Source organism: Herminiimonas sp. (assembly GCF_030645555.1).
Lineage (GTDB): Bacteria > Pseudomonadota > Gammaproteobacteria > Burkholderiales > Burkholderiaceae_D > Oxalicibacterium.
Genome location: NZ_JAUSME010000329.1, coordinates 1 through 12,311 on the forward strand (window position 1 = coordinate 1; position 12,311 = coordinate 12,311).

11 protein-coding genes and 1 tRNA gene are annotated in these 12,311 nt (G+C 55.3%); 11 read left to right on the forward strand and 1 reads right to left on the reverse strand.

What is annotated here, in order from left to right; translation table 11 throughout:
- A partial coding sequence (locus Q7T06_RS12365; RefSeq protein WP_304785109.1) for a 3-oxoacid CoA-transferase subunit B occupies positions 1-539 on the forward strand: 539 nt, incomplete at its 5' end.
- Between the two features lie 53 nt (positions 540-592).
- Here the strand turns inward: Q7T06_RS12365 and Q7T06_RS12370 are convergent.
- Positions 593-1,387 carry a 3-hydroxybutyrate dehydrogenase gene (locus Q7T06_RS12370; protein WP_304785110.1) on the reverse strand — a complete coding sequence of 265 codons (795 nt, stop codon included), beginning with the start codon at positions 1,385-1,387 and terminating at the stop codon, positions 593-595.
- 98 nt (positions 1,388-1,485) lie between these two features.
- Here Q7T06_RS12370 and Q7T06_RS12375 point away from each other — a divergent pair, with 98 nt between their 5' ends.
- From Q7T06_RS12375 to pheT, 10 genes are all read left to right on the forward strand, one after another.
- Positions 1,486-2,352 (forward strand): alpha/beta fold hydrolase, encoded by an 867-nt coding sequence (locus tag Q7T06_RS12375; RefSeq protein WP_304785111.1) that lies wholly within the window; start codon positions 1,486-1,488, stop codon positions 2,350-2,352.
- Between the two features lie 29 nt (positions 2,353-2,381).
- Positions 2,382-2,732 carry a RidA family protein gene (locus Q7T06_RS12380; protein WP_304785112.1) on the forward strand — a complete coding sequence of 117 codons (351 nt, stop codon included), beginning with the start codon at positions 2,382-2,384 and terminating at the stop codon, positions 2,730-2,732.
- 7 nt (positions 2,733-2,739) lie between these two features.
- Positions 2,740-5,025: a bifunctional (p)ppGpp synthetase/guanosine-3',5'-bis(diphosphate) 3'-pyrophosphohydrolase gene (locus tag Q7T06_RS12385; RefSeq protein WP_304785113.1), complete on the forward strand. Its 2,286-nt coding sequence runs from the start codon at positions 2,740-2,742 to the stop codon at positions 5,023-5,025.
- Positions 5,026-5,130: 105 nt separating this feature from the next.
- Positions 5,131-5,207 (forward strand) — tRNA-Val (locus tag Q7T06_RS12390).
- A 221-nt stretch (positions 5,208-5,428) separates the two neighbouring features.
- Positions 5,429-7,336: a threonine--tRNA ligase gene (gene thrS, locus Q7T06_RS12395; RefSeq protein ID WP_304785114.1), complete on the forward strand. Its 1,908-nt coding sequence runs from the start codon at positions 5,429-5,431 to the stop codon at positions 7,334-7,336.
- A gap of 58 nt (positions 7,337-7,394) precedes the next feature.
- A complete protein-coding gene (gene infC / locus Q7T06_RS12400) occupies positions 7,395-7,916 on the forward strand; it encodes a translation initiation factor IF-3 (RefSeq protein WP_304785119.1) in 522 nt (173 codons plus the stop codon).
- A 161-nt stretch (positions 7,917-8,077) separates the two neighbouring features.
- Complete coding sequence (rpmI, locus tag Q7T06_RS12405; protein ID WP_304785115.1) at positions 8,078-8,275, forward strand: 50S ribosomal protein L35; 198 nt, start codon at positions 8,078-8,080, stop codon at positions 8,273-8,275.
- Positions 8,276-8,300: 25 nt separating this feature from the next.
- Entirely contained in the window at positions 8,301-8,660 is a 360-nt protein-coding gene (gene rplT, locus Q7T06_RS12410) for a 50S ribosomal protein L20 (RefSeq protein WP_304785116.1), read from the forward strand.
- 144 nt (positions 8,661-8,804) lie between these two features.
- Entirely contained in the window at positions 8,805-9,821 is a 1,017-nt protein-coding gene (gene pheS / locus Q7T06_RS12415; protein WP_304785117.1) for a phenylalanine--tRNA ligase subunit alpha, read from the forward strand.
- Positions 9,822-9,904: 83 nt separating this feature from the next.
- Positions 9,905-12,311 (forward strand): phenylalanine--tRNA ligase subunit beta (gene pheT / locus Q7T06_RS12420; RefSeq protein WP_304785118.1); only part of this gene is annotated, 2,407 nt, incomplete at its 3' end.

The window sequence follows — 12,311 nt, forward strand, 5'->3', positions numbered from 1 at the left end:
ACATACATGTCTGGCTGCAGTCGGAAAACGGCTTGCTCGGGATAGGGCCGTTTCCTACTGAAGAGGAAGTCGATCCGGATTTGATCAATGCCGGCAAGCAGACGGTGACGTCCTTGCCCGGTTCTTCTTATTTCAGCTCGGCCGATTCATTCGGCATGATACGCGGCGGCAAGATCGACATCGCCTTGCTGGGCGCGATGCAGGTATCGGCACAGGGCGATCTGGCCAACTGGATGATACCCGGCAAGATGGTCAAGGGCATGGGCGGCGCGATGGATCTGGTGGCTGGCGTCAAGCGCATCGTGGTGTTGATGGAGCATGTCGCACGCGCCAGGGATGGTACGGTATCGCACAAGATTTTGCCGCAATGCGATTTGCCGCTCACTGGCGTCGGCGTCGTCAATCGCATCATTACCGATCTGTGCGTGATCGACGTGACGCCGGATGGATTGCGTCTGGTTGAACTGGCGAGCGGGATCACGAAGGAAGAAGTGGCGGCAAGCACCGGCGTGCCGCTGGATATGAGCGCACTGTATTGATGGCTGTTGAGTCAGCAAGGCGTGCGGGCGCGGCAAAGCATGGCCCTTAACTCTTACTGCGCAGTCCAGCCGCCATCCATATTCCACGCCGCACCACGCACCTGATTGGCGGCTTCGCTGCAAAGAAAGACCGCCAGCGCACCCAGCTGTTCGGGAGTGACGAATTCTCCTGAAGGCTGTTTCTCGGATAGCAATCCTTTCTTCGCAGCTTCTATAGACACACCTTCTTTTTCCGCGCGTGCATCTACCTGTTTTTGCACCAGCGGCGTCAGCACCCAACCCGGACAGATGGCATTGCAAGTCACGCCGGTCTGTGCGGTTTCCAGCGCAGCGGCCTTGGTCAAGCCGACGATGCCATGCTTGGCTGCGACATAGGCGGACTTTTGCGCAGAGCCTACCAGTCCGTGGGCGGAGGCAATATTGATGATGCGTCCCCAGTTTTTCATTTTCATCGCCGGCAGCGCCAGCCGCATCGTGTGAAATGCCGAAGAGAGGTTGATGGCGATGATCGCATCCCATTTATCGACAGGGAAATCTTCGATATCGGCGACATGCTGGATGCCGGCATTGTTGACCAGGATATCGACGCCACCGAATTTTTCAGTGGCGAATTTCATCATCGCGGCGATTTCCAGTGGCTTGGACATGTCGGCCGGATGGTAGATGGTCTTGACGCCGCAGTCCTGCGCCAGCGAAGCTTGTAGCGCCTTGATTTCATCTGCATCGCCGAAACCGTTCAGCACGATATGCGCACCTTGCTGCGCCAGTGCCCTGGCGATACCCAGGCCTATGCCGGAAGTGGAGCCGGTAATCAAGGCTGTTTTGCCTTGCAGTGTAGTGTTATGCATGATGCGCCTTTCAGTCTGAGGTTTCAGATGTTGCGATCTTTGATACGATTTTACTCGTAAGGAACGTAAAATGGCGCATACACCTATACGCGACCACCATGACCCAAGCTCAACTCAAAACAGTGCAATGTCTTTCCCCGGCCGGCCTGCATCAGATGGCGTACCAGGAATGGGGCGATCCGGCAAATGACAGAACCTTGATCTGCGTGCATGGTCTGACCCGCGTATCCAATGATTTCGACGCATTGGCCCAGGCACTGGCCAACGACTATCGCATCATTTGTCCTGATGTGGTGGGAAGAGGGCGTTCGGGACGCTTGCGCGATCCGCAATATTATCGCGTGCCGCAATATGTCAGCGACATGGTGACGCTGATTGCGCGCCTGGATGTGACGTCGGTACACTGGTTCGGCACTTCGATGGGCGGCGTGATCGGGATGGCGCTGGCATCGCTGCCGGATAATCCGATAAGCAAATTGCTGCTCAACGATATCGGTCCTTCGATAGATGCGGAGGCGCTGGCGCGCATAGGAGCGTATGTCGGGCAGGAAGTGCGCTTTGCAACTTTCGATGAGGCATGGCATTACGTGCGCGCGATATCGCAGTCATTTGGTCCGCATAGCGATGAACAATGGCGCAAGCTGGCGGCCGATGTGATGCGGCAAAATGCAGAAGGTGCATGGGTCTTCCTCTACGACCCGAATCTGGCCTTGCCATTCAAGGCAACGACTGTGCAAAGTGCGCAGCTGGACGAGCAGATGCTGTGGGCCGCCTATGATGCGATCCGCTGTCCTACCCTGGTGGTGCGCGGGACCGAGTCAGATTTACTGTCGCCTGCAACAGCGCTGGCGATGTCGCAGCGCGGCCCGAGGGCGCAAATCGTCGAGCTGGCCGGCATCGGCCATGCACCTACCTTTCTCAGCGACGCGCAAATTGCGCTCGCGAAAAACTTTTTTCTGGGCTGATTTTCAGGCAGCCCTTTTACTGGAACATGATGAACATTACACGCTTGCATATAGGCGATACGCTGTCGGAAGTCGCGATACACAATGGCACGGTATACTTGGCAGGACAGATAGCCGAAGACACGACACAGAATATCCAGGGCCAGACGCGCGAAGTGCTGGTGCATATCGATCGCCTGCTGGCAGAAGCCGGCAGCGACAAGACGCGTATTTTGTCGTGCCAGATATTCATCGCCGACGTCAAGGATTTCGACGGCATGAACGAGGCGTGGAATGCATGGGTACCGGAAGGGCATACGCCGCCGAGGGCAACGGTGGGTGTACGTTTCCCGGACGCCAGGCGCTTGATTGAAATAATTGTGGTTGCAGCATCTTCCTAGGCTGGTAATGGTTTCCTTAGCATCGACACAGGGCGACGCGCATGCGCTGCTCCGCTCTGGCTTGACAGAACACGACAGTGCACGCGTGATGGAAGCGCTCGCCTTCGTCAAGCCGATTTACAGCGGCAAGACAGTTTCCGCCGGACAGGACGCATTCGAGAGCGAGCAGGATACGTTCGAATTCGCGCAAGGCGTTGCCACCGTTTTATCCGAACTTGAAGTCGATGCCGATACGCGCATTGCGGCATTGCTGTTCGAGCTGGAAACGATAGCCCCGGCGGCTGCCGAAAAAATAGAAGAGCGATTCGGCAAGGAAGTCAGCGATTTGGTGGCTGGCGTGCGCCAGTTGATGCGCCTGCATGAAGCCACCTTCGTGCAGCAGGAAGCTGCGCGCAACAAGAATGCGGCGCAGGAAGCGGCAGCGCAACTGGAAGTATTGCGCAAGATGCTGCTGGCGATGGCGTCCGACATGCGGGTGGTGCTGGTGCGTCTGGGCACCCGCGTAACCACGCTGCGCTATTTCGCAGAACACAAATTATTGAATGAACGATCGCGGCAATATGCGCGCGAGACCTTCGACCTCTATGCGCCGCTGGCGAACCGGCTCGGCATCTGGCAACTGAAATGGGAACTGGAAGACTTGTCTTTCCGCTTCCTCGAGCCAGAGGCCTACAAGCGCATTGCATCCCTGCTGGAAGAAAAGCGCGTAGAGCGTGAAGCCTTCATCGCCGACGCGATCAAGCGCCTGCAATCGGAGATGGCAGCTGCCGGCATCAAGGCGGAAGTTTTTGGCCGGCCGAAACACATCTTCAGCATCTGGAGCAAGCTGCGCGGCAAGGCGATCGAATTCTCCGACCTGTACGATGTGCGCGCCTTCCGCGTGATCGTCGAAGATGTGAAAACCTGCTACACGGTGCTGGGCATAGTCCACAATATCTGGACCCCGATACCGGAAGAGTTCGACGATTACATTTCGCGCCCCAAAGCCAACGGTTACCAATCCCTGCACACGATAGTCGTGGCCGAAGATGGCCGGCCGCTGGAAGTGCAGATACGCACCAACGACATGCATGACTTCGCCGAATACGGCGTGGCCGCGCACTGGCGCTACAAGGAAGCGGGCGGCTCGAATTTCACCGGGCAAAAATACGATGAAAAAATTGCCTGGTTGCGCCAGTTGCTGGCGTGGAAAAGCGAAGTCGTCGATACCGTCGTCGGCCAGGAAGACGTGCATCGCGACTGGGTGGAAAAACTCAAATCCGCCACGCTCGACGACCGCATCTATGTACTGACGCCGCAGGCGCGTGTGATCGAGTTGCCGAACGGCGCCACGCCTATCGATTTTGCCTATCATTTGCACAGCGATGTAGGCCATCGTTGCCGCGGCGCGCGCGTCGATGGTGCGCTGGTGCCGCTCAATACCGTTTTGAAAAATGGTCAGACCGTCGATATCATCACGGCCAAGGGCGCCAGTACCGTCACCGGCACGGTCGGCCCTTCGCGCGATTGGCTGGCGCCGGGTTATGCCGTCAGTTCGCGTACGCGCGCCAAGGTGCGTGCATGGTTCAATGCGATCGATCAGCAGGAGACATTGTCCAGCGGTCGGGCGCTGATAGAAAAAACCTTGCAGCGCGAAGGCAAGACCGCCGTCAACCTGGAAGAACTGGCGCGCAAACTGGGCTTCCCCAAGCTGGATGATCTGTTCCTCTCAGTGGGCAAGGATGAATTCAGCTTGCGCACCGTCGAGCAAGCCTTGCACAGCGATGAAGCCAGTGCCGCCAAACAGGCTGCGCTGGAAGATGTCGTGGTCCAGCGCAAGAGCCGGGCGTCCAGCGTCATGCACGGCGCCAAGTCTGGCGTGCTGGTGGTCGGTACCGATGGCTTGATGACGCAACTGGCGAAATGCTGCAAACCGGCGCCGCCGGATGAAATCGTCGGCTTCATCACGCGCGGCAAGGGCGTGTCTATCCATCGCGTCGACTGCAAGAATTTTGTCGAAATGCGCAACAAGGCGCCCGAGCGCGTGGTGCAAACGGCATGGGGACATGAACAATCGGCGACCGTGTATCCGGTCGATATTTTTGTGCTGGCCGGCGACCGGCAAGGTTTGCTGCGCGATATTTCCGATATTTTCCTGCGCGAGAAAATCAATGTCATCGGTGTCAGCACGCAAAGCGTGAAAGGGCAGGCGCGCATGGCGTTTACTGCCGAGATCGCCTCGACTGCGCAGTTGCAGAAGGCGCTGACGGTGATACGCGAAGTCAATGGCGTGCAGGAAGCAAGGCGTCATTGAGGCGTCAATTCGTCAAGGCTGAAAAGTGTTTGCCGAGGATTTTTTCAACAAGTTCACTTTGGGACTAGCTAAGAAGATAATTTGTCGCTATAATTTCGCTTCTTTAGGCGCGTAGCTCAGCTGGTTAGAGCACTACCTTGACATGGTAGGGGTCGTTGGTTCGAGTCCAATCGTGCCTACCAACGAAAAATTGGTAAAACCTGTAAGAGCGAGAAAGGCAAACCCGGTTATGACACCGCGAACGGCAACCACATCGGTTCCCAAGCGACGCTAAGTCGGGTTCTTTTTCGTCATTACCATTTGAAAAAGCGCGGCTAGCCCGCGTTTTTTTTCGTCCGCATTTTTTGTTGTTCAATTTCAATCTAGCGTCAGCATGCATGATCCCGCTGAAACGGAGAGCAAAATGATTACAGTCCGACTCCCTGATGGTTCGCAACGCGAATTCGATACGCCTGTCACCGTGGCGCAAGTCGCTGCCAATATCGGCGCCGGCCTGGCCAAGGCGGCACTCGCCGGCAAGGTCAATGGCAACGTGGTCGATACCTCGTACCTGATAACGCAAGACAGCGATCTGGCTATCATCACCGACAAGGATGCGGACGGCCTCGATGTGATTCGCCATTCGACTGCCCATTTGCTGGCCTATGCGGTTAAGGAATTGTTCCCGGACGCGCAAGTCACTATCGGACCTGTGATCGAAAACGGCTTCTATTACGATTTTTCATACAAGCGTCCGTTCACCCCCGACGATTTGCTGGCGATCGAAAAGAAAATGGCCGAACTGGTGAAAAAAGATGAGCCGGTCACGCGCAAGGTATTGCCGCGCGACGAAGCCGTGGCTTATTTCAAGTCTATAGGCGAAGCCTACAAGGCGGAAATCATCGCGTCGATTCCGGCGGATCAGGATGTATCGCTCTATACGGAAGGCACATTCACCGACTTGTGCCGCGGCCCGCATGTGCCATCCACCGGCAAGCTGAAAGTCTTCAAGCTGATGAAGCTGGCAGGCGCGTACTGGCGCGGCGATTCGAAAAATGAAATGCTGCAGCGTATCTATGGCACCGCATGGGCGAAGAAGGAAGAGCAGGAAGCCTATCTGAACATGCTGGAAGAAGCCGAGAAGCGCGACCATCGCAAGCTGGGGCGCTCACTGGACCTGTTCCATTTCCAGGAAGAAGCACCGGGCCTGATTTTCTGGCACCCAAAAGGCTGGACTGTCTGGCAGCAGGTCGAGCAATACATGCGCCGCGTCTATCAAGACAACGGTTATCAGGAAGTAAAAGCGCCGCAGATACTCGACCGCAGCCTGTGGGAAAAATCCGGCCACTGGGAAAACTACAAAGAAAACATGTTTACGACCGAGTCGGAAAACCGCTCGTATGCATTGAAGCCGATGAATTGCCCGGGCCATGTACAGATTTTCGCGTCCGACCTGCGCTCCTACCGCGAACTGCCGCTGCGCTATGGCGAATTCGGTCAATGCCATCGCAATGAGCCGTCCGGTTCCTTGCACGGCATGATGCGCGTGCGCGGCTTTACACCAGACGATGGCCATATTTTCTGTACCGAAGACCAGATACTCGATGAATGCGTTGCCTTTACGGCATTGTTGCAAAAGGTTTATCGCGATTTCGGTTTCACCGATGTCATTTACAAAGTCGCAACACGCCCTGAAAAACGCGTAGGCTCGGATGAGGCATGGGACAAGGCCGAGGCCGCGCTGATCGCTTCGCTCGATCGTTCGGGCTGCACCTATGAAATCTCGCCAGGCGAGGGTGCATTCTATGGTCCGAAGATAGAATACACGCTGAAGGATGCGATCGGCCGCATGTGGCAATGTGGCACGATACAGGTCGATTTCTCTATGCCGGCCCGTCTGGGCGCGGAATATGTCGCCGAAGACAATACGAAGAAAATCCCGGTCATGTTGCACCGTGCAATCCTCGGTTCCTTCGAGCGTTTTATCGGCATGCTGATCGAAAACCATGCCGGCGCCTTGCCTTTATGGCTGGCCCCGGTGCAAATCGCCGTCCTGAACATTTCGGACGCGCAAGCCGATTATGCGCAGGCGGTGGCACAAAACCTGAAGAAACAAGGGTTTAGGGTGCACGTCGATTTGCGTAATGAGAAAATAACCTATAAAATACGCGAGCATTCTGTTCAGAAGCTGCCTTACATTATTGTAATTGGCGACAAAGAGCGGGATGCAGCTACAGTGGCCGTGCGAGCGCGAGGCAATGTCGACTTGGGTGTGATGCCTGTCGATTTATTGGTGGAACGTCTCAATAGCGAGATGGAAGCCAAAGCCTAAGGGATAACCCATAGCGCAAGAGCACGGCTTAATTATTTGATTTTAAAAGGAAATTGCAATAGCTACTGACAAGTCGCATCGGATTAACGGTGAAATTACAGCGCCTGAATTGCGTTTGAGTGGTGTCGAAAACGAGGCACTCGGTATCGTTAGTCTGGCAGATGCCTTCCGCCTGGCGGAAGAAGCTAATGTCGATCTGGTAGAGATTGCGCCAACTGCGCAACCGCCAGTCGCACGCCTGATGGACTACGGCAAGTTCAAATACCAGGAACAAAAGAAGGCGCACGAAGCCAAGCTGAAACAGAAGATCATTCTGGTCAAGGAAGTCAAATTCCGGCCTGGCACCGATGATGGTGATTACAACATCAAGCTGCGCAATCTGATCAAGTTCCTGGATGAAGGCGATAAAACCAAGATCACGCTGCGTTTCCGCGGTCGTGAAATGGCGCATCAGGATATTGGTTTCCGCATGTTGGAACGCTTGAAGGCTGATCTGGAACCATACGGTCAGGTTGAGCAGTTTCCGAAGATGGAAGGTCGTCAGATGATCATGGTTCTGTCGCCTAAGAAGAAGAAATAATAGAATTTCGTACGAGTCGCCCGGTAACGGGTGACTTGCACAAGATAGCAGTGGACTCGATTCCGCTGCATAACAAGTGAGAGCAGGCATCCAAGCGTAGCGAAATTGCTGCCACCTGCAATCATGTTAAAAATGGAGCTGTCCCCAGGACAGATAGTGTCATGCCTAAAATGAAAACGAAAAGCGGCGCCAAAAAGCGCTTTCGTGTACGTCCAGGTGGAACCGTCAAGCGCGGCCAAGCCTTCAAACGTCATATTCTGACCAAGAAAACCACCAAAACCAAACGTCAATTGCGCGGTTCTGCAGCAGTCCATGATACAAACATGGTCTCTGTGCGCGCAATGATGCCGAACGCTTAACCTCACTCAATAATCAGGAGCAATCATGCCTAGAGTAAAACGTGGGGTCACAGCACGGGCCCGTCATAAGAAAATCCTCGACCAAGCCAAAGGCTATCGTGGTCGTCGCAGCAAGGTATACCGTGTTGCCAAGCAAGCAGTTATGCGCGCTGGTCAATATGCATACCGCGATCGTCGCAACAAGAAACGTGTGTTCCGCGCATTGTGGATCACCCGTATCAATGCAGCATCGCGTGAACATGGTCTGACATACAGCGTGTTCATGAACGGTCTGAAACGCGCATCCATCGAGCTGGACCGTAAAGTCCTGGCCGACATGGCTGTGATGGACAAGCCGGCATTTGCTGCTATCGTCACTCAGGTGAAAGCAACCATCGCTGCTTAAGTGTTGTGATCGTATGCATCGCCTGCGGGCGATGCAGCAATATCGAAGCGGGGCAGGGTTTCATACCTATGTCCCGTTTTTATTTTTGCTGCCCTTTTTTGCTTTCCTTTTTCGGCTTCCCTGCTAAGGACGAAAACAAACCGCATGAATCCCCTAGAACAACTCGTTACACAAGCCCAGACCGATTTCGCCGCCGCAGAAGATGCCGCCGCGCTGGAAAACGCGAAAGCGAAGTACCTCGGCAAAACGGGACAGATTACCGAACAGATGAAGAGCCTCGGCAAGCTCGCTCCGGATGAGCGCAAGACCCAGGGCGCTGTCATCAATTCCGCCAAGGAAAAGATCGAGGCTGCGCTGACGGCGCGCCGCGATGCCTTGTCCAATGCGCAGATGGAATCCCGCCTGAATGCGGAAGCCATAGACATCACCTTGCCTGGCCGCGGTCACGGTACCGGCGGCATCCATCCTGTCATGCGCTCATGGCAGCGCGTCGAAGAGATCTTCGGCTCCATCGGTTTCGATGTTGCCGATGGTCCCGAGATTGAAACCGACTGGACCAATTTCACCGCCCTGAACAGTCCGGAAAATCATCCGGCGCGTTCGATGCAGGATACCTTCTACATTGAAGGCAACGACACGCAAGGCAAGCCTTTGCTGTTGCGCACGCATACCAGCCCGATGCAGGTGCGGTATGCGCGCATGAACAAGCCGCCAATCAAGATCATCGCCCCGGGTCGCACCTACCGTGTTGACAGCGATGCCACGCATTCGCCGATGTTCCATCAGGTCGAAGGCTTGTGGATAGACCGTAACATCAGCTTCGCCGACTTGAAAGGCGTGTACCTGAACTTCGTCAAGGCGTTCTTCGAAACCGACGATTTGCAGGTGCGTTTCCGCCCATCGTATTTCCCTTTCACCGAACCGTCGGCAGAGATCGATATTGCATTCGGCAGCGGACCGCTGAAAGGCCGCTGGCTGGAAGTCTCCGGTGCCGGCCAGGTGCATCCGACGGTGTTGCGCAATATGGGGCTGGATCCTGAAGAGTTCATCGGCTTTGCATTCGGCTCCGGCCTGGAGCGTCTGACGATGCTGCGTTATGGCATCAACGATCTGCGCCTGTTCTACGAAGGTGATTTGCGCTTTCTCAAACAATTCAACTAGCAGTGACAAGGCAGGGCATGCTGAATAAACGCGTGCGCTGATTTTTTCTGTATTTGTGTAGTCCGTGGCAAAAGGTTTTAATCATGCAATTTTCCGAAAGCTGGCTCCGTACGATGGTCGATCCGAACATGACGTCGGACGAATTGGCGCACATGTTGACGATGTCCGGTCTCGAAGTCGAAGAAGTCGAGCCGGTCGCGCCGCCATTCTCGAATGTGGTGGTCGCCGAAGTGCGCGAAATCGCCAAGCATCCGAATGCCGATCGCCTGAATGTCTGCCAGGTCGATGCTGGTACCGGCACCTTGCTCAACATCGTCTGCGGTGCGCCAAATGTGCGCGTCGGCATGAAGGTGGTGTGCGCGATGGCCGGTGCGATATTGCCGCCGGGCGAGGATGGCAAGCCGTTTGAAATCAAGGTTGGCGCCTTGCGCGGCGTGGAGTCGCAAGGCATGTTGTGCTCGGCGCGCGAATTGAAATTGTCGGACGAGCAGGGCGGCTTGATGGATTTGCCGGCCGATGCGCCGGTCGGGAAGAATTTCCGCGATTACTATCAACTCAATGATCTGAAATTCACGATCAAGCTGACGCCGAACAAGGCGGATTGCCTGTCCGTATGGGGCGTCGCACGCGAAGTGTCGGCCTTGACCGGCACGCTGCTGAAGGCGCCTGTGTATCAAACCGTTGCAGCGACGATAGCCGATGTCTTGCCGGTAAAAGTATCGGCGCCGGATCTGTGCGGTCGTTTTAGCGGCCGCATCATACGCGGCTTGAACGCGAAAGCGCAGACGCCGGACTGGATGAAGCAGCGCCTCGAGCGCAGCGGCCAGCGTCCGATTTCTGCGCTGGTCGATATTTCTAACTACGTGATGCTGGAGCTCGGTCGTCCTACGCATGTCTTCGATCTGGAAAAAATTCACGGCGGACTCGATGTACGCTGGGGCAAGAAAGGCGAATCGCTGAAGCTCTTGAACGGCAATACAGTCGAGGTCGATGAGTGGATAGGTGTGATCGCTGACGACAAGGAAATCGAATCGCTGGCCGGCATCATGGGCGGCGACGCCACGGCAGTTTCGCTGGAGACGCAAGACATCTACCTGGAAGCGGCATTCTGGTATCCGAATGCGATCCAGGGTCGTGGTCGCCGTTTCAATTTCTCGACCGATGCCGCGCACCGTTTCGAACGCGGCGTCGATTTTGCGACGACGGTCGAACATATCGAGCGCATCACTGCATTGATCGTCGAGATTTGCGGGCAGAAGGATAAAACGGCAGTCGGCCCTATCGACGATCATATCGTCAACCTGCCTAAACGCGATCCTGTGAGCGTGCGCACTGCGCGCGCCGTCAAGGTGATAGGCGTGGCGCTGACCGATGAGCAGATCGCCGACATCTTCACCCGCCTCGGTTTGTCGTTTGTGCACAAGGATGGCGTGTTTTCAGTGACGCCGCCTTCCTATCGTTTCGATATCGAAATCGAAGAAGATTTGATAGAAGAAATCGCGCGCGTCTACGGTTTTGAAAACATCCCGGCCTTGCCGCCGGTTGCCGCGAATGCGATGCGCATCCCGCCTGAGCACACCCGCTCCCTGTTTACGGTGCGTCGCCAGCTGGCTGATGCCGATTACCAAGAAGTGGTTAACTTCAGCTTTGTTGAACAAGGCTGGGAAGCCGATTTTGCCGGCAACACCAATCCTATCAAATTGCTGAACCCTATCGCCAGCCAGATGAGCGTGATGCGTTCCTCGATGATAGGCAATCTGATCGCCAATGTGCGCTACAACCTGAACCGCAAGGTCAGCCGCATCCGCCTGTTTGAAATCGGCGCAATTTACCTGCGCAATGAAATCAAGGAAGACGGTCCGCTGTCAGTCGCCGGCTACGATCAGCCGAAACGCGCGGCAGCGATAGCCTACGGCCCTGTGGCTGAAGAGCAGTGGGGCGTGGCTACACGCAATGTCGATTACTTTGATGTAAAGGCCGACCTGGAAGCCTTGTTTGCACCGAAGATGCTGACCTTTGCCAAGGCTGAACATCCAGCCCTGCACCCTGGCCGTTCCGCCCATGTCTTGCTTGATGGCGCAGTAGTCGGCTTTATCGGTGAATTGCACCCGCGCTGGCAGCAAAAATACGATTTGCCGCTCGCGCCAGTTTTATTCGAGGTCGATGCAAGCGCCTTGCAACAAGTCCATGTGCCTTTCTACAAGGAAATTTCCAAGTTCCCTGCGGTGACGCGCGACTTGGCGCTGGTCGTCAAACATGCAGTCTCGATGCAGGATTTGATGGATGTTTTTGTTGTGGAGAAGAAAATAAATCCAATTTGCAACATCTTGCAAGTGGTTGTTTTATTTGATGAATATCGTGGCAAGGGATTGGAAAGCGACGAAAAAAGTCTTGCTTTCCGTTTCACCTTGCAAGATACTCAATTAACACTCCAAGACGATCTGGTCGATGCTGCAATGGCTGCTTTTGTCGCTGCTGCCGGCACCAGAC

Coding starts and splice junctions, on each gene's coding strand:
- Q7T06_RS12370 (WP_304785110.1), bottom strand. CDS start 1,387: ATGCATAACACTACACTGCAAGGCAAAACAGCCTTGATTACCGGCTCC.
- Q7T06_RS12375 (WP_304785111.1), top strand. CDS start 1,486: ATGACCCAAGCTCAACTCAAAACAGTGCAATGTCTTTCCCCGGCCGGC.
- Q7T06_RS12380 (WP_304785112.1), top strand. CDS start 2,382: ATGAACATTACACGCTTGCATATAGGCGATACGCTGTCGGAAGTCGCG.
- Q7T06_RS12385 (WP_304785113.1), top strand. CDS start 2,740: ATGGTTTCCTTAGCATCGACACAGGGCGACGCGCATGCGCTGCTCCGC.
- thrS (WP_304785114.1), top strand. CDS start 5,429: ATGATTACAGTCCGACTCCCTGATGGTTCGCAACGCGAATTCGATACG.
- rpmI (WP_304785115.1), top strand. CDS start 8,078: ATGCCTAAAATGAAAACGAAAAGCGGCGCCAAAAAGCGCTTTCGTGTA.
- rplT (WP_304785116.1), top strand. CDS start 8,301: ATGCCTAGAGTAAAACGTGGGGTCACAGCACGGGCCCGTCATAAGAAA.
- pheS (WP_304785117.1), top strand. CDS start 8,805: ATGAATCCCCTAGAACAACTCGTTACACAAGCCCAGACCGATTTCGCC.